Raw genomic sequence first — 24,050 nt, 5'->3', positions numbered from 1 at the left:
CGCTTGAGCCGCCATGGCCGATCTGCCCCCCGACCGGTCACCGCCCAAGCGGCGTGTTCAATCCGTGCTGTTCATGTGCAACTTCAACGCGGTGCGCTCGCCTGCGGCGGAGGCCATCGCGCGGCACTACTTCGGCAAATCGATCTACGTGCAGTCTGCGGGCGTCCGCGAGGGTGAGCCGGTCGATCCCTTCATGGTCGCCGCCCTCGACGAGATCGGCATCGAGGCGGCGCGGCACCGCCCCCGCACCATCGAGCAATTGGAGGATTGGGAAGGCCTGAACTTCGACCTGATCATCACCCTGTCGCCGGAAGCCCACCACAAGGCCCTCGCCCTGACCCATACGCTCGCCGCCGACGTCGAGTATTGGCCGACGCCCGATCCGACCCTTCTCCAGGAGGCCTCCCGCGAGCAGCGCCTCGACGCCTATCGCGAGGTCCGCGACGGGCTGACCGCCAAGATCAAGGCTCGGCTGAAGTCGTGAGGGTCTCTGTCCGCCCGCCGTCGTTGCGAGCGCATTGGAGCGATCCAGGCAGCCGCCTCCTTCTGAGACGTCTCGTTGCCTTGGATTGTTTCGCTTTCCTCGCAACGACGCTGCAACGGCGTGATGCGAGGGGGAGATAAGTTTCAGCGCAGGATCGAGCGCGGCCCGCTGTTCACCATGCCGAGCAACCGATGGCGGGCGCGGGCCACCAGCTCCGGGCGGGCCTGGGCGATGTCGTCGCCATCGAGAAGCGGCGAGGCGCTGAGCGCCGCGAGATAGGCGTTCTCCTCGCCACGGCAGGCGCTGAAGGCCGCGTCGGCGGCGAGATCGCGTCCTGTATAGGCGATGCCGGTGACGTAGCTGCGGCCCAGGCAATCCGTCCAGGTGCGGTGCGTCGTGGCGGCGTCGCTCGCGAGGGCGGTGCCGGGGATCGACAGGGCGGCGAGGCCGGCGACGATGGCGGCGCGGAGTGTGGGGCGGGAGGCGATCACGGGGCTTTTCCGCTCGGCTGAAAGCACCTGTTAGCCTTCACGGAGAGCCTTGACGCTTCGTTAATCCGGCAGCCAGCGATACCGAAGAGCCTGTGAACAACGCAACTTGCGCGATTATCCGTCCAGGGTGGGCGGAGGCGCCGGATCAGTGCGCCCGCGCGATGCAGAATTCCACGGCGTCGAGGAGGGCCGACTTCACCGGACCGTCGGGGAAGATCGCCAGGGCGGCGGTGGCCTGCTCGCCGTAGTGGCGGGCGCGGGCGACCGTCTCCTCCAGCGCTCCGTGCCGCTGGAGGCAGGCCAGGGCGGCGGCGAGGTCGTCCCCGCCGATCTCCCCGTGCTGGAGAGTCCGGCGCCAGAAGGCGCGCTCCTCCTCGCTGCCCCGGCGGTAGGCCAGAACGATGGGGAGCGTGATCTTGCCCTCGCGGAAGTCGTCGCCGACGTTCTTGCCGAGGGCCGCCGAGGTGCCGCCGTAATCGAGGGCATCGTCGATGAGCTGGAAGGCGATGCCCAGGTTCATCCCGTAGCTGCGGGCGGCGGCCTGCTCCGCCTCGCTCCGCCCAGCGATCACGGGACCGACCTCACAGGCCGCCGCGAACAGTTCGGCGGTCTTGCCGCGGATCACGGCGAGATAGGCCTTCTCGTCCGTCTCAAGGTTCTTGGCGGCGGAGAGCTGCATCACCTCGCCCTCCGCGATCACCGTCGCGGCGGCGGACAGGATGTCCAGCGCCCTCAGCGAGCCGACCTCGACCATCATGCGGAACGCTTGGCCGAGGAGGAAGTCGCCCACGAGGACGCTCGCCTCGTTGCCCCATTTGATCCGGGCGGCCACGCGACCGCGCCGCATGTCGCTCTCATCCACCACGTCGTCGTGCAGGAGCGTCGCGGTGTGCATGAACTCGACGCTGGCGGCGAGCTTCACGTCTCCGTCGCGGCCGCCCACGTCCACGTAGCCGCAGAGCTGCGCGCAGGCGAGGGTGAGGATCGGCCGCAGGCGCTTGCCGCCGGAGGCGATGAGATGGTTGGCCACCTCGGGGATCATCGCCACGTCCGATCCCGTGCGGGAGAGGATGGTGGAGTTGACCCGGCTCATCCCGTCGGCCACGAGCGCGACGAGGTCGTTCAGCCCGGCATCCTCGGGCTTCGTCGGGTTCTCGATCGTGGCGGCGATACCCAAGATCTCTGACTCCCTTGCCGGACCGCGCGGCTTCCAACGCCCCGCGGAACGCGTCGGCGCCGTCCCATCGCATGGTGCCTGCGGCGTCGCAACACGGCGTGGATATGGGATAGGCGGGTTCGGCACTCCACGCGACGAATGCGCCGCAGGCGCGGGTGGGGCGAAACGGCGGAGGGGAAGGCGGTTGTGGTCGAACTGATCCGGGCGAACGACGTGGTACTGATCGGCTTCGCGCGCTCGGTGCTGGAAGGCGCGGGCATACCCGTGCTCGTGGCCGACGAGCACATGAGCGCGCTCGAAGGCTCCATCGGTGCGTTCGGCCGCCGCCTCCTCGTCCCCTCCGACCATGAGGCCCAGGCCCGACGGCTGCTGCGGGACGCAGGCTTGGCCCACGAGCTGCGCCGGCCGTGAGCCCAGAATACGACACCGTCCTCGGCGGGCTCGTGCGCCTGAAGCAGCCGCCGAAGGGCGCGCACCGGGCCGGAACGGACGCGATCCTGCTGGCACGCCTGATCATACCACCGCCGGGCGGGCGGCTCTGCGATGTGGGTTCCGGCCCCGGCGTCGTCGGCCTTGCCGCCGCACGCCTGAACGAGGGCGTCGCCCTGACGATGGTGGAGCGCGACCGCGCCCTCGCGGACCTCGCCCGCGAGAACGCCGCCCTCAATCGGATCGCGGCGCGGGTCGTCGAGGCGGATGTCCTCGCTCCTGCGGCGGAGCGGCGCGCGGCGGGCCTCGAACCGGACGCCTTCGATGTCGTGCTGACGAACCCACCCTTCTTCGAGGAGGGCCGCTATCGCCCCTCCCCCGATCCGAACCGGGCCGCATCGCACGGCTTCGGGCCGGAGGGCCTGGAGCGATGGATGCGTACCTGTGCCGGGCTCCTGAGGCCGGGCGGGCGCCTGGGGATGATTCACAGGGCGGATGCCCTCCCCGGTTGCCTCAGGGTGATGGAGCGGCGTTTCGGCGCGGTCGCGGTGCGGCCCGTTCTGGCCAGAGCCGGAGATCCGGCGATCCGTGTGCTGATTTCAGCGACGAAGGCCAGCCGAGCGCCGTTCTCGCTTCTTCCGCCGCTCGTGCTGCATGGACCGGACGGGCAATTCACCCCGGAGGCGAAGGCGTTGCACGGGGGCGTCGACTGAGGGCCTCCCTCCTCCGCTGCGCACGTCCCCATCATCGCGCGTGCAGCGAAGCGATCGCGTCGCGCCCCGTTCGGAAGCGTCGCGCTGTCCCGGGGTTGCTTCGCGGCGCTCGTGAGGGCCGCTTGTCAGTCACCGTGGTCGGCGCCCGTCCTGATGTTGCGCGGCCAGCGCGCATTGTTGCTGCACCGCACCTTGGGCTAGAGCAGGTCCGCTATGTCCGAGACCGCGCCCATGACGCCCTCCCTCTGGACCCGGTTGTCCAACCCCGGCCACTTCATGCGCTGGTCGGGGCGGCTCGGGCCATGGCTCGCCGCCCTGTCGCTCGCCACCCTCGCGGTCGGCCTGTACCAGACGTTCCTCGTCGTCCCGCCCGACTACCAGCAGGGCGAGACGGTGCGGATCATGTACATCCACGTTCCCGCCGCATGGCTCGGGGTATTCTTCTACGGCGCCATGAGCCTGTCGGCGATCGGCAGCCTGGTCTGGCGCCACCCCCTCGCGGACGTATCGCAGCGCGCCGCCGCGCCGATCGGGGCGGCCTTCACGCTGATCTGCCTCGTGACCGGCTCGCTCTGGGGCAAGCCGATGTGGGGCACCTACTGGGTGTGGGACGCCCGCCTCACCTCGATGCTGGTGCTGTTCCTGATCTACTGCGGCCTGATCGCCCTGTGGCGGACCATCGAGGATCCGAACCGCGCGGCGCGGGCGGTGTCGATCCTGACCCTGGTCGGCGCGGTGAACCTGCCGATCATCAAGTTCTCCGTGAACTGGTGGTCGACGCTGCACCAACCGGCCTCGATCCTGCGGATGGGCGGCTCCACCATCGATCCGTCGATGCTCTACCCCCTCCTCGTGATGATCGGCGCGGCGACGCTGGGCGGCACGACCCTGCACCTCTTCACGATGCGCACCGAGATCATGCGTCGGCGGGTGCGGACCCTGACCATCCGCGAGGCCGAGCGCCTCGATTCCGGGGCGCGCCGCGTGACGCCCGCCCCCTCTCCCGTTGCGTTGCCCCAAGGGCTGTGAGCCACCGATGTTCGATCTCGGGACCCACGGCGGCTTCATCGTCGCCGCCTATGCTTTCACGGCGCTGATTCTCGGAGGGCTCGTGGCCAACGCCCTGCGCGACCGCGCCGCACAGACCCGCGCGCTGAAGCGTTTCGGGGAGGAGCGGCGGTGAACGGCCCGGAGACCGAGGCCAATGCGGGCACCGGCCGCCGCTCCCTGCTGCTGATCTTGCCCGTGCTGGTCTTCGCCGTCCTGGCGGGGGCGATGTTCGTGCGGCTGCGCTCGGGCGCGGATCCGGCGGCCCTGCCTTCGGCCATGATCGGCAAGCCGGTCCCCACCTTTGCGCTGCCGGCGGTGCCGGGACTCGCCAAGGACGGGGCGCCGGTGCCCGGCCTCGCGCCGGCCGACTTCAAGGGCGGCATCACCGTTCTCAACGTCTTCGCCTCGTGGTGCGCGCCCTGCCAAGTGGAGCACCCGATGCTGATGCGGCTCGCCCGCGAGCCCGGCATCCGCCTCGTCGGCATCGATTACAAGGAGCCGGACCCCGCCGCCGGCAAGAGGTTCCTCGACCGGCATGGCGTGCCCTTCGCGGCGGTGGGCGCCGACGCGGATGGCCGCGCCGCCATCGATCTCGGTGTCTACGGCGTGCCCGAGACCTTCATCGTCGGCCCCGACGGCATCATCCGCGACAAGATCGTCGGCATCCTGACGCCGGAGAACTTTGCGAGTGTGCTCGCGCGGATCCGCGCGGCGGGGAAGGTGGCCGAGGCGCGCTGACGCCCGGATACGCCCGTGACGACGCGCAACCGCCGATGCGAGCGGTGCGAAGCAATCCGGGGATGCGCCTTGGCGGGAGACGGGCCGCTGCGCTGGATCGCTTCGCTCCGCTCGCGATGACGGAGGATGTCAGGCGTCCGGCTGCTTCTTCTCGTACTTCATCAGGAGCGGTGTCTGCGCCAGGGCGAACAGGACGGTGATCGGCATGATGCCGAAGACCTTGAACTTCACCCAGAACTCGTAGTCCTGCGTCCGCCAGATCACCTCGTTGAGCCCGGCGAGGAACAGGAAGAAGAGGCCCCACCGCAGCGTGAGCTGCCGCCAGCCCTCCTCGGTGAGGGCGAAGACGCTGTCGAGCACGACCGAGAGCAGCGCCTTGCGGAACAGCAGCCCGCCGAGGAGGATCACCCCGAACAGCCCGTTCACGATCGTCGGCTTGATGACGAAGAAGGTCTTGTCGCGCAGCGCCAGGGCAAGGCCGCCGAAGACCAGCACCACGACGCCCGAAACCAGCGGCATGATCGGGATGCGCCGCAGGAGCGCGAAGTGGATCGCCAGGGAGACGATCGTCGCCCCGACGAACAGCCCGATCGCCGCGTAGGTCGCCTGATCGTCGATGAGGCCGAACCGCTCGCCGAAGGCGTTTGTGAGGAAGAACAGGACCAGGGGCCCCATTTCCAGGGCCAGCTTGGCTAGCGGCGGCAGGTGCCTGCGCGGGGGAACGGATTCGATCTGCATCGTGGCGCTTAGTTCTGTTCGAGGCCGGCGACGGCCCGGGCGAAATCGCGGGCGGTGAAGGGTTCGAGATCCTCGACCCCTTCGCCGACTCCGATGAAGTGGACGGGCAGGCCGAACTTCGCGGCGAGCGCCACGAGGATCCCGCCCCGCGCGGTGCCGTCGAGCTTGGTCATGACCAAGCCGGTGATCGGCGCCGCCTGCGAGAACAGCTCCACCTGCGAGAGCGCGTTCTGCCCCACGGTCGCATCGAGGATCAACAGCGTCGCGTGCGGCGCCTCCGCATCCTGCTTGCGCAGGACGCGGACGATCTTCTCCAGTTCGGCCATCAGGCCGGTCTTGTTCTGCAGGCGACCGGCGGTGTCGATGAGCAGGATGTCGGTGCCCGCCGCCTGCGCCTGCTTGAGAGCGTCGAAGGCGAGGCCCGCCGCATCCGCCCCCTGCGCGCCGCTCACTACGGGGGTACCGGTGCGCGCACCCCAGACCTTGAGCTGGTCGATGGCCGCGGCGCGGAACGTGTCGCCCGCCGCCAGCATCACCGAGCGGCCCTCCGCCCGGTACTTGGAGGCGAGCTTGCCCAATGTCGTCGTCTTGCCCGCGCCGTTGACCCCCACCGTGAGGATTACGAAGGGCTTGCGCGCGGGATCGAGGTCGAGGGGCTTCGCCACCGGCTCCAGCGCCCGCTCCACCTCCGTGGCGAGGATGGCGCGCACCTCGTCGGGCGAGATGCCCTTCTCGTAGCGCCCCTTGCCGACGGCTTCCGAGATCCGCATCGCGGTCTCCAGGCCGAAATCGGCCTGGATCAGGGCGTCCTCCAGATCCTCCAGGGTGGTCGCGTCGAGCTTGCGCTTGGTGAACAGCCCGGTCACCCGGTCGGAGAGGGCTGTCGAGGTGCGCTTCATCCCGGAGGTGAGGCGGTTCCACCAGCCCTTCGCCTCCGGCTCGCGCTGCGGGCCCGCCCCGGCATCGTGGGCGAGCGCCGCCGCCGCGTCGGTCGGCTGGATGTCGGGCTGAGGCTCGACCACGGGCTCCCGGTCGAGGCTACCCGAGTCGGCGGGATCGGCCCCATGGGCAGGCTCATCCCCCGCCGTGCCGGCCGGCGGGCGCTCGTCCTGTCCCTCGATGGGCAGGAGGTCGGCCCCCTCCGTGACCTCGCTCGCCGGATCGTCCTCCGGCAGGGGCACGTGCGAGACGTCCTCGGAGCCGGTGGCGTAATCGGGATCGCCCTCGGAGGGAGAGGCGGCGGCTCCGGCCTCCGGCGTCTCGGACGCATCGGCCGGAGCCTCGTCCTTGCCCTTCCGCCCGAACAGGCGGCCGAACCAGCCCGGCTTGTCCTCGCTCGTCATAAACCCTCGCATTCCGGACGATTCCGGCGCATGTGCCGGGACCGATGTCTACGCTCCACGACATAGGCGCGCGCCTGCTCTACCGCGATGCCCTCCTGCTCGTCATCGACAAGCCGGCGGGATTGCCCGTGCATCCGGGCCCCCGCGGTGGGGAGACGCTGACCGACCACCTCGACGGCCTCCGCTTCGGCCTGCCGCGTCGGCCGGAGGCGGCTCACCGCCTGGACCGCGACACGTCGGGATGTCTCGCGCTGGGCCGCCATGCCAAGGCCCTCGCCCGGCTCGGAAAGCTGTTTTCCGGCAATGCCATCGACAAGACCTACTGGGCGGTCGTGTCCGGTGGGCCGGCGGAGGAGGAGGGCTCCATCGACCTCGCCCTCGCCCGCCGCTCCCCCGACCCCCGGTCGTGGTGGATGAAGGCCGATCCGGCGGGCGACCCCTCCCTCACCCATTGGCAGGTGCTCGGTCGAGGCGACGGGTTGACATGGCTCGCCCTGAAGCCGGTCACGGGGCGCACGCACCAGTTGCGCGTGCACTGCGCCGAATCCGGCTGGCCGATCCTCGGCGATCCGATCTACGGCGGCGCGCCCCGGGGCAGCGCGCTGCATCTGCACGCCCGCTCCCTGTCGATCCCCCTCTATCCGAAGCGCGAGGCCATCACGGTCGAGGCGCCGGTGCCGGGTCATATGGCGGAGGCGCTGCGACAGACCGGATTGGCCGAACACTGAACGGCCCTCGTCGAGCGAACCCGTCATTGCGAGCGCAGCGAAGCAACCCAGGGCAGCGGGACGCTTCCAAACGATGCGCATCTCTGGATTGCTTCGCTGCGCTCGCAATGACCGCGTATCGCTGAAAGCCGTGCCGCGCCGACCATCGACCCTCACGCCGCCAGCAGCCGCGATCCGTCGTGACCGGCGATCGCCACGTCGAGGATCGATCCCGCCTCGACCCCGGCGGCCAGCCGCACCGGCGTGAAATCCTCCGCGCGACCGACCCCGCCGCGCTCCGCGAGAACCCGCACGCGCTTGCCGACCTGGGCCGCGAGGTGTCGGGAGCGGGCCTCGTCGCCCGCCTGCCGCAGCCGTGCGGCGCGCTCGCGAATGCGGTCCGGCGCGACGGCGGGCATCCGCGCCGCCGGAGTGCCGGGGCGGGGCGAATAGGGGAAGACGTGGAGATGAGTCAGGCCGCATTCCTCGACCAGGGCGAGGGAGTTGGCGAACTGCGCCTCGGTCTCCGTGGGAAACCCGGCGATGAGGTCGGCGCCGAAGACCAAGCCGGGGCGGGCCGCCCGCGCCTGGGCGCAGAAGCGGATCGCATCCTCCCGGGAGTGGCGCCGCTTCATCCGCTTGAGGATGAGGTCGTCGCCCGCCTGGAGGGAGAGGTGCAGGTGCGGCATCAGCCGCGCCTCGGTGGCAATGGCCTCCAACAGGGCCTCGTCCACTTCGACCGAATCGATGGAGGACAGGCGCAGCCGGGCGAGGCCGGGAACCTCGCGCAGGATGCGGCGGACGAGGGTGCCGAGCCGCGCATTCCCGTCGAGATCGCGTCCGTAGGCGGTGAGATCGACCCCCGTCAGGACCACTTCGCGCCCGCCAGCCTCCACGATCCGCCGGACTTGCTCCACGACGGCGCCCGCCTCGACCGAGCGGGAATTGCCCCGGCCAAAGGGAATGACGCAGAAGGTACAGCGGTGGTCGCAGCCGTTCTGCACGGGCACGAAGGTGCGGGTGTGACCCTCCATGGCGGCGACGGAGGGGGCCTCCGCCGTGCGGGCCGCCATGACCGCGCCGGGCCCCTCGCCCTCGCCCGCCCAGGCCGCCGGCCTCAGCTTCTCGGCGTTGCCGAGAAGGCGGGAGACCTCCGGCATGGCGCGATAGGCTTCGGTCTCCACCTCGGCGCCGCAGCCGGTGACGACGATCTCCGCGCCGGGCTCGGCCCTCGCAGCCCGGCGGATCGCCTTCCGGGCCTGCCGCCCGGCCTCCTCCGTCACCGCGCAGGTGTTCACGACGATCCGCCGCCGCCCGTCGACCGCCGCGAGGCGGCGCATCGCCTCCGTCTCGACGGTGTTGAGGCGGCAGCCGAAGGTCAGGGTCTCGACGCTCATCCGCCGAGCCCGGCGAACAGGTCCGGCGAGAGCGTGCCCTCGGCCACGAGGGCGACGGGACCGGTCATCAGGACGTGGTCGTCCGCGCGCCACTCGACGATGAGGTTTCCGCCGGGCAGGCTCACCGTGGCCTGACGGCCGATCATGCGCAGGCGCGAGGCGGCCACCACGGTGGCGCAGGCGGCGGTGCCGCAGGCCAACGTCAGGCCCGCGCCCCGCTCCCAGACGCGGAGCTTGATCGCTTCCCGGCCGCGCACCTGCGCCACGGAGATGTTCGCGCGCTCGGGAAAGACCGGGTGGTTCTCCAGAAGCGGCCCGATCCGGGCGAGGTCGTAGGTGTCGGGATCCTCGGACACGAAGAACACCGCGTGGGGATTGCCCATGTTCACGACGCCGGGCGAGTGCAGGACCGGCGCATCGATGGGGCCGACCTGCAGTTCGATGCGGCGGGTGTCGGGGAACGGCTCGGCTAGCGGGATCTCGTCCCACTTCAGGAGGGGGCGGCCCATATCCACCGTGAAGGACTTCTCGGAGTTCCGCCGCACGCCGACCCGGCCCGCCTTCGTCTCCAAGAGAAGGCGCCCGCCCTCGGCCGGACGGGCCATCACCGGATCGTCCATCATGGCGTAGGCGACGCAGCGGGTGCCGTTGCCGCAGGCGCCCGACTCGGATCCGTCCGTGTTGTAGATGCGCATGAAGGCGTCGGTGCCCGCGCTCGCGGGATCGTGCACGACCATCAGCTGGTCGAAGCTGGACGCCGGATCGCCCGCGATGGCCCGCGCCTCCTCGGACGAGACGCGGATCGCGCTGCCCCGCAGGTCGAGCACGACGATGGCGTTGCCGGCGCCGTGCATCTTCAGAAAACGCCGATGGGCGAGTGCACTCATGGTTGCGCTCGTGGATGAGCCGGTGGGATCGGGGTCGGCTTCGGGAAAGGGGGCTTATGGCAAACCCCGCGGCCCGGCGCGAGGGGGCTCGGTGCGTTGCCAATTCGCCGCAACCTCGGGCCGTCATCGCGGACGCCCTCGCGAGGGGCGCGGAACGCGATTACGGTACGCGCCGGCCCCGGACAATCGAGTCGCCGGGGTCTCCGGAGCACCGTCGTGACCCGTCGCACCGCCCTTCGTCGCCGCGCTCTCGGCTCCCTCGGTCTCCGCCTCGCCGTCGGCGCCATCCTGGCGGGACCGCTGGCGTGGCCGGTCGCGGCGCAGCAGCCGCCGACCTCCACGGCCCCCTCCCCCGCGCAGACGAATCCGCTCCCGACGACCACGGCGCCGAATCCTCCCGCCGACCCCGACAAGAGCGCGGCACCGGCCCCGCAGCAGGCGGTGAACCCGCCCCCGGCGGGACAGGCCGGCGCCGCGAGCCCGGACCGTCCGACGCTGGCCGACAAGCCGGGCGAGCCGGGCGACGTGGACGAGGTGACGCTGCCGGCCAAGCCCGCCGCGATCCTCCCGGGGAAGGCGAAATGGGAAGATGCCGTAACGGCCCTGCGCAAGGCCTTCGCGCAGATCGAGGCGGACCTCGCCAAGGACGGAATCAAGCCGGCCGGCCGGCCCCTCTCCGTCTTCACCAAGACGGAGGACGACGGTTTCGAGTTCGAGGCGATGATCCCCGTGGCCGCCGCGCCGTCGCCCGCCCCGCCCGCCCCGGCCGACGGGCTCCGCTTCGGCACCACTCCGGCGGGCAAGGCCCTGCGCTTCGCCCACCACGGGTCCTACGAGTCGATCGACGGCACCTACGAGACCCTGACGGCCTATCTCGATGCCAAGGACATCGTGGTGCAGGACCGCTTCATGGAGGAATATGTGACCGACCTGAAGGACGGCACGGACGACGCCCTAGACGTGAACATCTACGCCCTGGTGAAGTGATGAACGGCGGACCCGGGAATGCCCTGCGCGGCCTCGCCCTGCGCGGCAGGAGACATTTTGCCGCCGCCGGTCCCGTCCGGGAACGCGGCGAAGCTTCGTCAGATTTGCGGGGCATGTTGGCGGCGCGCAACCTCATGCACCCCCCCGTGGTCGAAGGCCCACCGCCCGTGGGCGAGCGGGAGGGGGACAGCCTCGCCCTGGTGGTGCACGGGCGACTCTGCACCGTCTTCAAATGCCCGATCGCCTATTTCAGCGACCGCGACCCCCTCTCCGAACTTGTCTCGGCGATCCTGTCCCACCGGACCCGCAACGCGGCCTCAGGCCAAGCCTTCAAGGCGTTGCGCCACCGTTTCCCGACCTGGGAAGAGGTGATGGAGGCCGGGACCGACGAGATCCAAGCGGCGATCCAGGGCGTGACGTGGCCCGAGATGAAGGCGCCGCGCATCCGCACCCTGCTGTCGGGGATCAAGGCCCGCTCCGGTGGGAACCTCAGCCTTGACTTCCTGGCCGACCACCCGCCTGAGGAGGCGCGGCGCTGGCTCGAAGCCTTCCCCGGAATCGGTCCGAAGACGAGTGCGGCCGTCCTGTCCTTCTCGTCGCTGCGGATGCGGGCGCTGCCCGTCGACAGCCATCACCACCGCGTGGCGCGGCGCCTGGGGCTGATCGGCCCCCGTGTCGGCCTCGGGCCGGCTCACGCGGTGTTGCTCGCCCAGCTGCCGGCCGACTGGACGGCGCAGGACCTCTACGACAACCACGAAATCCTGATGATGCACGGCCAGCAGGTCTGCCACCACCGGCGTCCCGCCTGCGGACGCTGCGTGCTCGTCGATCTCTGTCCCAGCGCCGTGGGCGAGGTGCGCGAACCCTGAAGTCGCGTCACGCCGCTTGACCCCCCGGCGGCGGCGGTGCAACCAACCGCCGCCCGGCAGGCGAGACGTGAGGATGCGACGCCCCGGCCCCTCTCGCTCAGGATCGGCGCCGATGGCCGCGTTCAAGGAATTGGTGTTCTCCGGCGTTCAGCCGACCGGAAACCTGCACCTCGGCAACTACCTCGGCGCGATCCGCCGCTTCGTGGAGATGCAGGCGCGCGAGGCGCAGTGCCTGTACTGCGTCGTCGATCTCCACGCCATCACCGTCTGGCAGGACCCCGAGGCCTTGCGCAGCCAGATCCGCGAGGTGACGGCCGCGTTCCTCGCCGCCGGAATCGATCCGAAGCGCTCCATCGTCTTCAACCAGAGCCAGGTGCCGCAGCACGCCGAACTCGCCTGGATCTTCAACTGTGTCGCCCGCCTCGGTTGGCTAAACCGCATGACCCAGTTCAAGGAGAAGGCGGGCAAGGACCGGGAGAACGCCTCCATCGGCCTCTACGATTACCCCGTGCTCATGGCCGCCGACATCCTGGCCTACCGGGCGACCCATGTGCCCGTGGGCGAGGATCAGAAGCAGCACCTCGAACTGACCCGCGACATCGCGCAGAAGTTCAACACCGATTTCGCCGCCTCCATCGCGGCGCAGGGCCACGAGGGCGGCTTCTTTCCCGTGACCGAGCCGATCATCGGCGGCCCTGCGGCGCGGGTGATGTCGCTCCGCGACGGCACCAAGAAGATGTCGAAGTCCGATCCCTCGGACAATTCGCGCATCAATCTCACCGACGATGCCGACACGATCGCGCAGAAGATCCGGCGGGCGAAGACCGACCCGGAGCCGCTTCCCTCCGAGATCACGGGGCTGAAGGAGCGCCCGGAGGCCGACAACCTCGTGGGTCTCTACGCGGCGCTGGCCGACCAGAGCCGCGAGGACGTCCTGCGGGATTTCGGCGGCGCCCAGTTCTCCGCCTTCAAGCCCGCGCTCGCCGATCTCGCGGTCTCCAAGCTCTCGCCCATCGCCGGGGAGATGCGGCGACTGTCGGCGGACACCGCTTACATCGAGGCGGTGCTGGCGGACGGAGCCACCCGCGCCGAGGCCATCGCGCAGGAGACGCTGGACGCGACGAAGGATATCGTCGGCTTCGTGCGGCGGCGGCGGGGATGACACGATGGGCGTGCGGGCGCTGGTCTTCGACGTCTTCGGAACGCTGATGGACTGGCGGTCCGGCGTCGCGAGGGAGGCGAGCCGCCTCCTCGCGCCCTATGCGCCCGGCCTCGACGCGGGGGCCTTCGCCTCCGCCTGGCGGGGCCGCTACCAGCCGTCGATGGAAACCGTGCGCTCGGGCGCGCGCGCCTACGTCGATCTCGACACGCTCCACGCCGAATCGCTGCCGGGGGTTCTGGCGGAGTTCGGCCTCGATGACGTTCCGCACGACGTCCGCGCGGAACTCGTCCTGGCGTGGCACCGGCTCGACGCATGGCCGGAGGTGCCCGCCGCCCTCGCCCGCCTGCGCAACCGGTTCCTGCTCGCGCCGAACTCGAACGGGCCGGTCCGGCTGATGGTGGACCTCGCCCGCCGCAACGGCCTCGTCTTCGACGCCGTGCTCGGGGCGGGCTATTCCCGCGACTACAAGCCGAAGCCAGCCCTCTACCGGGACGCGGTCGCCGCCTTCGGCTTCCCGGCCTCGGAGACGATGATGGTCGCCGCCCATTCGGACGATCTCCGCCACGCCGCGAGCCACGGGCTCGCGACCGCGCACATCGCCCGGCCGCGCGAGCATGGCCCGGCGGGCGGAGAAACTGCGCCCAGCGTGCCGGTGACGTACACCGCCTCGGACCTGTCCGACCTTGCCGACCGGCTCGGTTGCCCCTGAAGCCAAGGGGAGATCGCGTGTCGGCAGACTGGAACCCAGCCCTCTACACCGTCTTCGAGGACGAACGCACGCGTCCGGCGGCGGAACTCCTGGCCCGGGTTCCCCTGGAGTCGCCGCGCCTCGCCGTCGATCTCGGCTGCGGGCCGGGCAATTCCACCGCGCTCATCGCCGCGCGCTACCCGCAGGCGGAGGTGATCGGGCTCGACACCTCCCCGGCGATGCTGGAGAGCGCGCGGGCACGGTTGCCGCATCTCCGCTTCGCGGAGGCCGACGCCGGAAGCTGGGTACCGGAAACCGCGCCCGACCTGATCTACGCCAACGCCGTGCTGCAATGGCTGCCGGACCACGCCACCCTGCTGCCGCGCCTTTTCGGCCTTCTCGCCCCCGGCGGGGTACTCGCCGTGCAGATGCCCGACAATCTGGCCGAGCCGAGCCATCGCCTGATGAGGGAGGTCGCGGGCTCCGGCCCCTGGGCGGCGGCCATCGGCGATCCCGCCGCAGCGGGGCGACTTGGGCGGATGCTCGACCCCACGGGCTATTACGACGTGCTGGCGGCGTTGGCCGAGGAGGTGGACGTGTGGCGCACCGCCTTCCACCATCGGATGGCGGACGCGGCCGCCATCGTCTCATTGGTCAGCGCCACCGGCCTGCGGCCCTTCCTCGATCCGCTGAACGACGACCAGCGCGGCGGCTTCCTCGCGGCCTACGAGGCGGCCATCGACGCCGCCTACCCTCCCCGCGCGGATGGACGACGGCTGCTGGCCTTCCCTCGGGTGTTCATCGTGGCGCGTCGGGCTCTCTGACGCCGAACCGTCGGTGCGGGCAGGGCGAAGCCATCGCGACCCAGGGATATCGCCGAACGTGGCGGGTCCCGGGATCGCTTCTCGGCCTTCGATGACGGTGGGCGCCGGAGCCGGACCGCCCTACGCCTCTCCCCGGGCGACGAGCGCACCGTAGCTCTCCAGATCGAGCTCCCCCTGCGCGGCGACCCGCGCCCGATCATCCTCGGCGATGACGGGCTGGACGAAATCGAGCCGCTTCCACTGGGCGAGCGGCGTCTCGGCCCCGTCCTTCGGGACGTAGCGGCTCTGCTCGACCTTCGTGTAGCGATGGATGTAGCGCGGGCAGTTGACCCACACCGACTCGACCTCGACGCGGACGATGTACTGCGCCTCGGGAAAGGCCGCGAGGAGCGGGTCATCCTTCAGCAAGCGAGCGGTGCCCTGAACGCGCAGGCGGTGCGGCGTCTCGAAATCGATGAAGAGCAGGCCGACCTTGCCCTGCCCGGTGATGTTGCCCATCGACAGGAACATGCCGTTGCCGTCGTAGCCCGGGAAGGCGAGCGCGGACTCGCCGAGCACCTTCACCACGCCGATGGGGCCGCCCTTGTACGAGACGGTCGGGTTGCCCTGCGCATCCACCGTCGAGAGGAAGAACATGTCCCGCGTTTCAATGAAGGCGCGGTCCTGATCGTCGATGGCGTGATGAACGTGGTGCTTGTCGAGGAAGTCCGCGAGACGCGTCGTCCCGAAATCCTCCTGCAGCGCCCGATGCGCCTCACCGTAGATCGTATCCAAGCGCCTCTCCCTTTTTGTGATTGAGGCCGCTTTTTCCAGAGACGAAGCGCAAAGAAAAGGGCCGGTCCCCGCGGGGAGACCGGCCCGGATGTCGCGCGGGCCGGGATGCCGGCCGTCGCGGATCGATCAGTTCTTGGTCTTGTCGACCAGGGCCTTCTCGGAGATCCACGGCATCATGCCGCGAAGCTTGGTGCCGACCTCCTCGATCGGGTGGGCGGCGAGCTTGGCGCGGGTCGCCTTGAACGAGGTCTGGTTGACCTTGTTCTCCAGCATCCAGTTGCGGGTGAAGGTGCCGGACTGAATGTCGTTCAGCACGCGCTTCATCTCCGCCTTGGTCTCGGGCGTGATGATCCGCGGGCCGGTGACGTACTCGCCGTACTCGGCCGTGTTCGAGATCGAGTAGTTCATGTTGGCGATGCCGCCCTCGTAGATGAGGTCGACGATCAGCTTCACCTCGTGCAGGCACTCGAAATAGGCCATCTCGGGGGCGTAGCCCGCCTCGACCAGGGTCTCGAAGCCGGCCTTGATCAGCTCGCAGAGGCCGCCGCAGAGCACGGCCTGCTCACCGAACAGGTCAGTCTCGCACTCTTCCTTGAAGGTGGTCTCGATGATGCCGGCGCGGCCGCCGCCATTGGCCGAGGCATAGGAGAGGCCGAGGTCATGCGCGTTTCCGCTCGCGTCCTGGGCGATGGCGATGAGCGTCGGCACGCCGCCGCCGCGCAGGTACTCGGAGCGCACGGTGTGGCCAGGGCCCTTCGGGGCGACCATCAGGACGTCAAGGTCCTTGCGCGGCTCGATCAGGTTGAAGTGGACGTTGAGGCCGTGGGCGAACAGGAGGGCGGCGCCCTGCTTCATGTTGCCCTCGAGCGAATCGCGGTAGATCTCGCCCTGCAGCTCGTCGGGGGTGAGCATCATCACGACGTCGGCCCACTTGGCGGCCTCGGCCACCGACAGGACCTTGAAGCCCTCGGCCTCGGCCTTCTTGGCCGTGGCGGAACCCTCGCGGAGCGCGATCACGACGTCCTTGACGCCCGAATCGCGCAGGTTCAGCGCGTGGGCATGGCCCTGGCTGCCGTAGCCGACGATGGCGACCTTCTTGCCCTTGATCAGGTTCAGGTCGGCGTCGCGATCGTAATAGACCCGCATGGCGGCTTCTTCCTTGTCTGTTGTCGAGTGAGCGCGCGCGGGCGCTCCGTGGGTATGCGGCCGTGCGATGCGCGGGCTTTTAGCCGCGCAAGCCCCTGAACGGAAGGCCAAACCGTACAGAGGTGATCCACCGTCAGGCGGCGGGAACGCCGAGTCCCTCGCGGGCGAGCACCGCCTGGACCGCCGGGCGGGCGGCGACACGCCGTGCGTGCGCGGTCCAGGCCGGGAAGCGCCCGGCCATGTCGAACCGGAGGGTGGGACCGTTCCCCCAGATCCAGAACAGGAGCAGGTAGGCATCCGCCACGGTGAAGCACTCGCCCACCGCCCACCCGCCGTGGGACAGGCGCACCTCGGTCATGGTGCAGAGATCGCCATAGGTGTCGGCCGCCTTGGCGCGGATACCGTCGAGGGCCTCCTCGTCGTCGGTGTAGCGCTCGGCCCTGCGGATATGGGCATAGGTGACGTGGTGATTGCAGGCGAGCCAGCCGAGCCACTCGTCGGCCATGGCCTGCTCGCGCAGGTCGGTCGGCCAGAGGTCCTTCTCCGGCACCTGCCGGGCCACGTGCCGCATGATCGCGGCGCATTCCGTCAGCACCCACCCATCCTCGACCAGGGCCGGCACCCGACCGCGGTCGTTGATGGCGAGGTACTGGGCCGAACGCTGGTCCCCCTTCGCGAGATCGAGCTTGGCCCCCTCATAGGAGAGACCCGATTCCTCGAGGATGATGTGGGCGGCCAGCGAGCAGGCACCGGGTGCGTAGTAGAGCGTGCGGGGGCTCATGCGATTTCCAGTTCGGGCTCGAGCAGGTCGCCAGAGAAACGGACTCCGTCATCACGAGTGGCGCGAAGCAATCCTGGGATCCGCCACAGGATGAAGGGTCCCACCACCCTGGATGACTTCGCGATGCTCGCCCTGACGCCCAGGCTAGAGCGGCTCCGCCCCGCGGCTGATGGCGGCGATGCCGGTGCGGCAGATCTCCACGAGGCCGATGACGCTCATGAGCCGCACGAACCGGTCGATCTCCTCGGTGGAGCCGGTGAGCTCGAAGACGAAGGAGTTGAGCGTCGCGTCCAGGGTCTTGGCGCCGAAGGCGGCGGCGAGGCGCAGGGCCTCGCTGCGGTGCTCGCCTTCACCCCGGACCTTCACGAGGCAGATCTCGCGCTCCAAGGCGTCGCCCTGGAGGGTGAGATCGACCACGCGGTGCACCGGGACGAGACGGTCGAGCTGAGCCTTGATCTGGTCGATCACCGCGTTCGTGCCCGTGGTCACGATGGTGATGCGCGAGATGTGGCGGGCCTCCTCCGTCTCCGACACGGTCAGGCTCTCGATGTTGTAGCCCCGACCCGAGAACATGCCCGAGATGCGCGCGAGCACGCCCGGCTCGTTGTCCACGATCACCGCCAGGGTGTGCCGGTTCACCGGCTCGACGCGGACGGGGTCGGGGTAATGGGTGTTCATCGCGTTCATCGGGGCGGAGTCCTCGTCGTCGTACGGCAGTGGCGGCGGCCCGGCGCTACAGCTGGGCCGCGGATCCACGTCAGACCAGCATCTTGCCTTCCTCGGAGATGACGTCGCCGAGCTCGACGCCGGTCTCACCGAGGTAATCGGACAGGAGCATCTCGTTGTGCGCCTTGCCCGAGGGGATCATCGGGAAGCAGTTCTCGGTCTTGTCGACCACGCAATCGAACAGGACCGGACCGTCGTAGTCGATCATCTCCGCGATGGCGGCGTCGAGGTCGCCGGGCTTCTCGCAGCGCATCCCCTTCGCCCCGTAGGCCTCGGCGAGCTTCACGAAATCCGGCAGGCTCTCCGAGTAGCTCTGCGAGTAGCGCGATCCGTGCAGCAACTCCTGCCACTGGCGGACCATGCCCATGTACTCGTTGTTGAGGATGAACACCTTCACCGGCAGGCGGTACTGGATCGCCGTCGACAGCTCCTGGATGTTCATCAGGATAGAGGCTTCGCCGGCGATGTCGACGACGAGCCCGTCCGGGTTGGCGAGTTGCGTGCCGATGGCTGCCGGCAGGCCGTAGCCCATGGTGCCGAGGCCGCCGGAGGTCATCCAGCGGTTCGGCTCCTCGAACTTGAAGTACTGCGCCGCCCACATCTGGTGCTGGCCGACCTCCGTGGTGACGAAGGTCTTGCGGTCCTTGCAGGCTTCATAGAGCCGCTGCACCGCGTATTGCGGCTTGATGATCGTGCCCGAGGGCCAGTAGGCGAGGCAGTTGCGGGCCTTCCAGGCCTGGATCTTCTGGAACCAGCCGTCGAGGTTCGACTTCTGCGGGCGCGACGGCAGGGCGCGCCATGCCTCCAGCATATCCGCGAGCACGTAGGCGCAATCGCCGACGATCCCCACATCGACCTTCACGACCTTGTTGATCGAGGAGGCGTCCACGTCGATGTGGATCTTCTTCGAGAAGGGCGAGAAGGCGTCGAGGCGACCGGTGATGCGGTCATCGAACCGCGCGCCGACGCAGATCATCACGTCGCACTCGTGCATCGCGAGATTGGCCTCGTAGGTCCCGTGCATGCCGAGCATGCCGAGGAACTTCTCGTCCGATCCCGGATAGGCGCCGAGCCCCATCAGCGTGGAGGTGATGGGGAAGCCGGTCTCCGCCACGAGCTCGCGCAGCAGGCGCGCCGCGTCCGGGCCGGCGTTGATGACGCCGCCGCCGGTGTAGAAGACCGGGCGCCGGGCGCCCGCCATCAGCTCCACCGCCGCGCGGATGCGCTCGGCATCGCCCTTCACCGCCGGCTTGTAGGTCTTGTGGCGGTTCGAGGTCGGCCGCTCGTACAGGCCGGTGGCGAACTGGATGTCCTTCGGCAGATCGACGACGACCGGGCCGGGACGGCCGTTCTTCGCGACGTAGAAGGCCTCGTGCAGGATGCGCGGGAGGTCGTCGATCGACTTCACGAGGTAGTTGTGCTTCGTGCAGTGCCGGGTGATGCCGACGGTATCGCACTCCTGGAAGGCATCGCTGCCGATCAGGTGCGTGGGAACCTGGCCGGTGATGCAGACCAGCGGGATCGAATCGAGCATCGCATCGGTGAGGCCGGTGACGATGTTGGTGGCACCGGGACCCGAGGTGACGAGGACGCAGCCGACCTTGCCGGAGGAGCGCGCATAGCCCTCGGCGGCGTGGACGGCGCCCTGCTCGTGGCGCACGAGGATGTGCTTCACCGACTCCTGGTGGAACAGCGCATCGTAGATCGGAAGCACCGCGCCGCCGGGATAGCCGAAGAGGGTGTCCACCCCCTGATCCTGGAACGCCCGGATGACCATTTCGGCCCCGGTCATGACCTCGCCGCCCATGTCCGTCTCCTCGTCCTCTCGGCCGGTTCCCCCGGCCGTCCCTCTCACCGATGCGCGTGTCGCAGGCAACAAAAAAGGGTCCCGAGGGACCCTGCAAGCGTCACCAGCCGGATCGCGGCCTGACTAAGGCCGCCCCGTCGGTGACGCCACCGCTACAATAAGGATTGCGCGCATCGGAAAACGAAAACCTCGACCGGATCGTCGCCGACGGAGGATCCGGGCGGGACGTATACCAGTGATCCCGCGTCATATCGATTGTCGCGGGATGGGTCAACGCCCAACGTCACCATCGTCGTTGCGAGCGAAGGCGAAGCAATTCAGGCAGGCGGGTCGTTTCCGGATGCGGCGCAGGCCCGGATTGCTTCGCCGTCCTTCGCGAGGACGGAGGGGTCGGGGAAGGTCTACTGGACCGGCGGCGGCTGCCGTTGCACCCAGCCGGTGGCGGCGTCGTAGGCCGCCCCCAGCTGAAGGCATGCCAACTCGCCGTGATTGCGCCCGACGATCTGAAGACCGGTCGGCAGGCCGCCGGGCCCGAAGCCCGCCGGGATCGCCAGGGCCGGGAGACCGGCCATCGTGGCGGGGACCGCGATCTGCATCCAGCGGTGGTAGGTGTCCATCGTGCGTCCTCCGACCTCGGCGGGCCAGCGGACGGTCTTGTCGAAGGGGAATACCTGCGCCGTGGGCATCAACAGGAAATCGTAGAGGTCCATGAAGCGGCGCACCGTCTCGTACCAGCGCGTCCGGCCCTCCAAAGCGGCGTTCAACTGGTCCGCGGTCAGGGCGAGGCCGCGCTCGGCTTCCCACACCGCCTCCTGCTTCAGCAGATCCCGGTGGGCCGGGTCCGCGAGGAGCGGGCGGAGGTTGCCCGCCACGGTGAAGGCGCGCAGCACCAGCCAATCCTGCCACACCTGTTCGATATCGTAGTCCGGCACCGCCTCCTCCACGAGGCAGCCGATCTCGGCGAAGGTTGCCGCCGCCGCCCGGCAGGTCTCCAGCACGCCGGGCTCGAAGGGAATCGCACCGCCGAAATCTCCGAGCCACGCGATCCGCACGCCCCGGAAATCCCGGGCCAGCGGCCCCGCGAAGCCGCCGGGATCCTGCCGGATCGCGTTGGGGCAGCGCGGATCGTAGCCCGCCTGCACCGAGAGCATCAGGCCGATATCGGACGGGCTTCGACCGATCGCACCCGAAACGGTCAGGCCGGAACTGAAGACATCCTTCCCCTCGCTCGGGATGCGGCCCCAGCAGGTGCGTAGACCGTAAACGTTGGCGAAGGCCGGCGGATTGCGCAGTGAACCGCCGTTATCGGTTCCATCGGCCACCGGCTGCAACCGCAGGGCGACTGCCACCGCCGCGCCGCCGCTCGAACCGCCCCCGGTGCGGGCGGGATCGTAGGCGCAGGCGGTGACGCCGTAGACCGGGTTGAAGCTCTGCGAGCCGAGGCCGAATTCGGGGATGTTGGTCTTGCCGGTGAAGATCGCCCCCGCCGCCCGCAACCGGGCGACCATGATCGAATCGGCCTCCGCGATCCTGTTCGCGAAGATCGGCGAGCCCTGCGTGAAGGGCAGGCCGCGCACAGGATCGAGATCCTTCACCGCGAGGGGGAAGCCGTGCAACGGTCCCACGGGCTCGCCGCGGGCGAGCATCGCATCCGCCCGCGCCGCCTCCCGCAGCAAGTCGTCCTCGTTCCGCAGGGCGACGATGGCGTTGTAGGTCGGGTTCAGGCGGCCGATGCGGTCGAGGTAGGCCTGCATCACCTCCAGGCAAGAGACGGCCCGGCCTCGGATCGCGGCCGAGAGGTGGACCGCGCCGAGTGCCGTGATGCCGTCCGCGTCCGCCATCTCACCCCTCCGCCACCGACCATGGCAACGTCTCGTCGCCCCGGAACACGACCACCGACGTGTCGTCCACCGCCACGCAGGAAGCCACCTGACCCGCCCGGCGTTCCAGGGTGATGGTCTCCGCGTTCGGCGCGAGCCCGTGGAAGCGCGCGCCGTTGAGGCTGGCGAAGGCCTCGAACCGGTCGAGCGCTCCCTCCTCGTCGAAGACCTGGATGTAGGTCTGCAACGCCGTGGGTCCGCAAAACACGCCGGCGCACCCGCAGGCCGATTCCTTGGCGCCCACCGGATGGGGGGCCGTGTCGGTGCCGAGGAAGAAACAATCCTCCCCCGACGTCGCGGCCTTGCGCAGCGCCAAGCGGTGCCGCTCGCGCTTGGCCACGGGCAGACAGTAGAGATGGGGTCTCAGCCCACCCTGAAAGATGTGGGTGCGGTTGATGACGAGGTGGTGCGGCGTGATCGTCGCCGCCACCCGCTCGGCATGGGCGCGGACCACATCGAGAATCTCGGCCGTGGTGGCGTGCTCCACCGTGACCTTCAACCCCTGGTGGCGGGTGAGCAGCGGCAGAAGCTTCTGCTCCATGAACACGGCCTCCCGGTCGAAGATATCGACGTCCTGGTCGGTCACTTCCCCGTGGATAAGGAGCGGCATGCCGATGCGCTCCATCCGCTCCAGCACGGCGGCGATGTTGGCGAGATCGGTGACGCCCGCGTGCGAATTCGTGGTGGCGCCGGCCGGATAGAGCTTGGCGGCGATCCAGACCTTCTCCGCGAAGCCGCGCTCGATCTCGTCCGGGCTGGTCGCGTCGGTGAGGTAGCAGGTCATCATCGGCGCGAAGCTCACGCCCGGCGGCAGGGCCGACAGGATGCGCTCGCGGTAGGCGGCGGCGGCGTCCACCGTCGTCACCGGCGGCACGAGGTTCGGCATGATGATGCCCCGGGCGAACTGCGCGGCCGTGTAAGGCAGCACCGCCCGCATCATCGCGCCGTCGCGCAAGTGGATGTGCCAATCGTCCGGCTTGCGGATCGTCAGGCGGTCGCGGCTCGGGGCGGGGTTCGCGGCCATCACTTCTGCCCGAAGGCGGAGATGCCGCCATGGGCGGCCGACCAGGTCGCGGGCTCGTGCAGGAAGCTCTCGACCTCCTTGAGGGTCGCGGGGTCGAAGGTGCCCGCCTCCTTGGCGACCTCCAGAACGTCCCACCATGTGGTGAGGTAGTGGAGCTTGATGCCGATCTCCTTCATCAGGTCGGCGCTGTCGGGGAAGATGTCGTAATAAAAGAGCACGAAGCAGTGATCGACCGTGGCCCCGGCCTCGCGCAGGGCCGTGCAGAAGTTGACCTTGCTGCGCCCATCGGTGGCCAAATCCTCCACGAGGAGGGTCTTGGCGCCATCGACCACCTCACCCTCGATCTGCGCGTTGCGCCCGAAGCCCTTCGGCTTCTTGCGCACGTACTGCATCGGCAGGGACAACCTGTCCGCGATCCAGGCGGCGAAGGGGATGCCGGCCGTCTCGCCGCCGGCGATGTGGGTGAGCGATTCGTAGCCGACCTCGCGCACGATGGTCGAGGCTGCGAAATCGATCAGCGTCGAGCGCAGGCGGGGGAACGAGATGATCTTGCGGCAGTCGATGTAGACCGGGCTCGCCCAGCCGGACGTGAACTTGAACGGCTCGCCTGAGTAGAAATGGACGGCCTGGATCTCCAAAAACATCTTGGCCGCCTCGCGGGCGATCAGTTTCCGGTCGATCGGCAGGAACGTGGTCATGCGGCGGCTTTCGCGATGGCGGGCGTCGTGAGGTTTCCTCAGGCCTGCAAGCCTGGGCGTCAACCCTCGCCCGCGCGCAGATGCGCGAGATGGCGGATCGCCAGCGCATAGCCGTGGATACCGAAGCCCGCGAGCACGGCCGTGGCGGCCGCCGAGATGTAGGAGTGATGGCGGAAGGCCTCCCGGCGATGCACGTTCGAGATGTGGCACTCGATCACCGGCACCTCGCAGGTGTTGAGGGCATCGAGGATCGCGACGGAGGTGTGGGTGTAGGCCCCCGCATTGATGACGATCCCGGCGGTCCCGACCCTGAACTCGTGGATCGCCTCGATCAGGACATGCTCGGCATTGCTCTGCCGACACTCCGCGCGAAGACCGAATTCCGCGGCCGTCGTCCGGCAGAGTTCCTCGACATCGGCCAGGGTGGCGCTGCCGTAGATCTCCGGCTGGCGTCGGCCGAGCAGGTTGAGGTTCGGCCCGTTCAGGACCAGCACGGTGTCGTTCATCGCCCTTGTCTCCGGCCGCCCGGC

At 69.4% G+C, this 24,050-nt stretch carries 27 protein-coding genes; 12 read left to right on the top strand and 15 right to left on the bottom strand.

Going from position 1 to position 24,050, the window contains the following annotated elements; all coding sequences use genetic code 11:
• Window positions 1-13: 13 nt before the first annotated feature.
• Complete coding sequence (locus MFF06_RS16280) at window positions 14-484, top strand: arsenate-mycothiol transferase ArsC (RefSeq protein WP_238205793.1); 471 nt, start codon at window positions 14-16, stop codon at window positions 482-484.
• A 143-nt stretch (window positions 485-627) separates the two neighbouring features.
• Here MFF06_RS16280 and MFF06_RS16275 read toward each other — a convergent pair whose 3' ends face one another.
• Together MFF06_RS16275 and MFF06_RS16270 are read right to left on the bottom strand one after the other, a co-directional pair.
• Window positions 628-975: a hypothetical protein gene (locus MFF06_RS16275; RefSeq protein WP_238205792.1), complete on the bottom strand. Its 348-nt coding sequence runs from the start codon at window positions 973-975 to the stop codon at window positions 628-630.
• A gap of 145 nt (window positions 976-1,120) precedes the next feature.
• Complete coding sequence (locus MFF06_RS16270; RefSeq protein WP_238205875.1) at window positions 1,121-2,146, bottom strand: polyprenyl synthetase family protein; 1,026 nt, start codon at window positions 2,144-2,146, stop codon at window positions 1,121-1,123.
• 192 nt (window positions 2,147-2,338) lie between these two features.
• Between MFF06_RS16270 and MFF06_RS16265 the strand changes: the two genes are divergently transcribed.
• The 5 genes from MFF06_RS16265 (at window position 2,339) to MFF06_RS16245 (ending at window position 5,082) form a co-directional block, all read left to right on the top strand.
• Window positions 2,339-2,563 (top strand): putative signal transducing protein, encoded by a 225-nt coding sequence (locus tag MFF06_RS16265; protein ID WP_238205790.1) that lies wholly within the window; start codon window positions 2,339-2,341, stop codon window positions 2,561-2,563.
• Window positions 2,560-3,294 (top strand): tRNA1(Val) (adenine(37)-N6)-methyltransferase, encoded by a 735-nt coding sequence (locus MFF06_RS16260; RefSeq protein WP_238205788.1) that lies wholly within the window; start codon window positions 2,560-2,562, stop codon window positions 3,292-3,294. Before MFF06_RS16265 ends, MFF06_RS16260 begins: the two co-directional genes overlap by 4 nt.
• Before the next feature lie 231 nt (window positions 3,295-3,525).
• Window positions 3,526-4,323, top strand: coding sequence for a heme ABC transporter permease (locus MFF06_RS16255; protein ID WP_238205786.1), 798 nt, complete (start codon window positions 3,526-3,528; stop codon window positions 4,321-4,323).
• Window positions 4,324-4,330: 7 nt separating this feature from the next.
• Window positions 4,331-4,477 (top strand): heme exporter protein CcmD, encoded by a 147-nt coding sequence (gene ccmD, locus MFF06_RS16250; protein WP_238205784.1) that lies wholly within the window; start codon window positions 4,331-4,333, stop codon window positions 4,475-4,477.
• Window positions 4,474-5,082 carry a DsbE family thiol:disulfide interchange protein gene (locus MFF06_RS16245; protein ID WP_238205782.1) on the top strand — a complete coding sequence of 203 codons (609 nt, stop codon included), beginning with the start codon at window positions 4,474-4,476 and terminating at the stop codon, window positions 5,080-5,082. Before ccmD ends, MFF06_RS16245 begins: the two co-directional genes overlap by 4 nt.
• 129 nt (window positions 5,083-5,211) lie before the next feature.
• Here the strand turns inward: MFF06_RS16245 and MFF06_RS16240 are convergent, their stop codons facing one another.
• Together MFF06_RS16240 and ftsY are read right to left on the bottom strand one after the other, a co-directional pair.
• On the bottom strand, window positions 5,212-5,820 hold the full coding sequence (locus MFF06_RS16240; protein WP_238205780.1) for a septation protein A: 609 nt from the start codon (window positions 5,818-5,820) through the stop codon (window positions 5,212-5,214).
• Window positions 5,821-5,828: 8 nt separating this feature from the next.
• Window positions 5,829-7,163, bottom strand: coding sequence for a signal recognition particle-docking protein FtsY (gene ftsY, locus MFF06_RS16235; RefSeq protein WP_238205778.1), 1,335 nt, complete (start codon window positions 7,161-7,163; stop codon window positions 5,829-5,831).
• Between the two features lie 44 nt (window positions 7,164-7,207).
• Here ftsY and MFF06_RS16230 point away from each other — a divergent pair, with 44 nt between their 5' ends.
• Complete coding sequence (locus MFF06_RS16230; RefSeq protein WP_238205776.1) at window positions 7,208-7,891, top strand: RluA family pseudouridine synthase; 684 nt, start codon at window positions 7,208-7,210, stop codon at window positions 7,889-7,891.
• A 152-nt stretch (window positions 7,892-8,043) separates the two neighbouring features.
• On the opposite strand, the gene mtaB is transcribed toward MFF06_RS16230, so the two are convergent.
• Together mtaB and dapF are read right to left on the bottom strand one after the other, a co-directional pair.
• Window positions 8,044-9,267, bottom strand: a complete 1,224-nt coding sequence (gene mtaB, locus MFF06_RS16225; RefSeq protein ID WP_238205774.1) for a tRNA (N(6)-L-threonylcarbamoyladenosine(37)-C(2))-methylthiotransferase MtaB — start codon at window positions 9,265-9,267, stop codon at window positions 8,044-8,046.
• Window positions 9,264-10,154: a diaminopimelate epimerase gene (gene dapF, locus MFF06_RS16220; RefSeq protein ID WP_238205772.1), complete on the bottom strand. Its 891-nt coding sequence runs from the start codon at window positions 10,152-10,154 to the stop codon at window positions 9,264-9,266. The genes mtaB and dapF overlap by 4 nt, the downstream gene beginning before the upstream one ends.
• 285 nt (window positions 10,155-10,439) lie before the next feature.
• On the opposite strand from dapF, the gene MFF06_RS16215 reads away from it, so the two are divergent.
• The 5 genes from MFF06_RS16215 (at window position 10,440) to tam (ending at window position 14,684) form a co-directional block, all read left to right on the top strand.
• Window positions 10,440-11,141: a GyrI-like domain-containing protein gene (locus tag MFF06_RS16215; RefSeq protein ID WP_370876514.1), complete on the top strand. Its 702-nt coding sequence runs from the start codon at window positions 10,440-10,442 to the stop codon at window positions 11,139-11,141.
• Window positions 11,142-11,275: 134 nt separating this feature from the next.
• Entirely contained in the window at window positions 11,276-12,010 is a 735-nt protein-coding gene (locus MFF06_RS16210) for an endonuclease III domain-containing protein (RefSeq protein WP_238205866.1), read from the top strand.
• Between the two features lie 112 nt (window positions 12,011-12,122).
• On the top strand, window positions 12,123-13,172 hold the full coding sequence (trpS, locus tag MFF06_RS16205) for a tryptophan--tRNA ligase (protein ID WP_238205770.1): 1,050 nt from the start codon (window positions 12,123-12,125) through the stop codon (window positions 13,170-13,172).
• Between the two features lie 4 nt (window positions 13,173-13,176).
• Complete coding sequence (locus MFF06_RS16200; RefSeq protein ID WP_238205768.1) at window positions 13,177-13,881, top strand: haloacid dehalogenase type II; 705 nt, start codon at window positions 13,177-13,179, stop codon at window positions 13,879-13,881.
• Between the two features lie 17 nt (window positions 13,882-13,898).
• Window positions 13,899-14,684: a trans-aconitate 2-methyltransferase gene (tam, locus tag MFF06_RS16195; RefSeq protein ID WP_238205765.1), complete on the top strand. Its 786-nt coding sequence runs from the start codon at window positions 13,899-13,901 to the stop codon at window positions 14,682-14,684.
• 120 nt (window positions 14,685-14,804) lie between these two features.
• On the opposite strand, the gene MFF06_RS16190 is transcribed toward tam, so the two are convergent.
• From MFF06_RS16190 to aroQ, 9 genes are all read right to left on the bottom strand, one after another.
• The gene (locus MFF06_RS16190; protein WP_238205763.1) at window positions 14,805-15,458 is read right to left on the bottom strand and encodes a pyridoxamine 5'-phosphate oxidase family protein; all 654 of its coding nucleotides are present in this window, start codon (window positions 15,456-15,458) and stop codon (window positions 14,805-14,807) included.
• Between the two features lie 126 nt (window positions 15,459-15,584).
• Window positions 15,585-16,604, bottom strand: a complete 1,020-nt coding sequence (ilvC, locus tag MFF06_RS16185) for a ketol-acid reductoisomerase (RefSeq protein ID WP_238205761.1) — start codon at window positions 16,602-16,604, stop codon at window positions 15,585-15,587.
• A gap of 133 nt (window positions 16,605-16,737) precedes the next feature.
• The gene (locus tag MFF06_RS16180) at window positions 16,738-17,385 is read right to left on the bottom strand and encodes a glutathione S-transferase family protein (RefSeq protein ID WP_238205759.1); all 648 of its coding nucleotides are present in this window, start codon (window positions 17,383-17,385) and stop codon (window positions 16,738-16,740) included.
• Window positions 17,386-17,529: 144 nt separating this feature from the next.
• Entirely contained in the window at window positions 17,530-18,072 is a 543-nt protein-coding gene (gene ilvN, locus MFF06_RS16175; protein ID WP_238205758.1) for an acetolactate synthase small subunit, read from the bottom strand.
• A 70-nt stretch (window positions 18,073-18,142) separates the two neighbouring features.
• Entirely contained in the window at window positions 18,143-19,918 is a 1,776-nt protein-coding gene (locus MFF06_RS16170; RefSeq protein ID WP_238205755.1) for an acetolactate synthase 3 large subunit, read from the bottom strand.
• 401 nt (window positions 19,919-20,319) lie between these two features.
• Complete coding sequence (locus MFF06_RS16165; protein ID WP_238205753.1) at window positions 20,320-21,759, bottom strand: amidase; 1,440 nt, start codon at window positions 21,757-21,759, stop codon at window positions 20,320-20,322.
• Window position 21,760: 1 nt separating this feature from the next.
• Window positions 21,761-22,822, bottom strand: a complete 1,062-nt coding sequence (gene pyrC, locus MFF06_RS16160) for a dihydroorotase (protein WP_238205751.1) — start codon at window positions 22,820-22,822, stop codon at window positions 21,761-21,763.
• Window positions 22,822-23,520: an orotate phosphoribosyltransferase gene (locus tag MFF06_RS16155; RefSeq protein WP_238205749.1), complete on the bottom strand. Its 699-nt coding sequence runs from the start codon at window positions 23,518-23,520 to the stop codon at window positions 22,822-22,824. The genes pyrC and MFF06_RS16155 overlap by 1 nt, the downstream gene beginning before the upstream one ends.
• Before the next feature lie 59 nt (window positions 23,521-23,579).
• Window positions 23,580-24,026, bottom strand: coding sequence for a type II 3-dehydroquinate dehydratase (aroQ, locus tag MFF06_RS16150; RefSeq protein WP_238205747.1), 447 nt, complete (start codon window positions 24,024-24,026; stop codon window positions 23,580-23,582).
• Between the last annotated feature and the right edge of the window lie 24 nt (window positions 24,027-24,050).

Source organism: Methylobacterium aerolatum (genome assembly GCF_022179085.1).
Taxonomy (GTDB): domain Bacteria; phylum Pseudomonadota; class Alphaproteobacteria; order Rhizobiales; family Beijerinckiaceae; genus Methylobacterium; species Methylobacterium aerolatum.
This window is presented reverse-complemented; position numbering and strand designations above follow the sequence as displayed.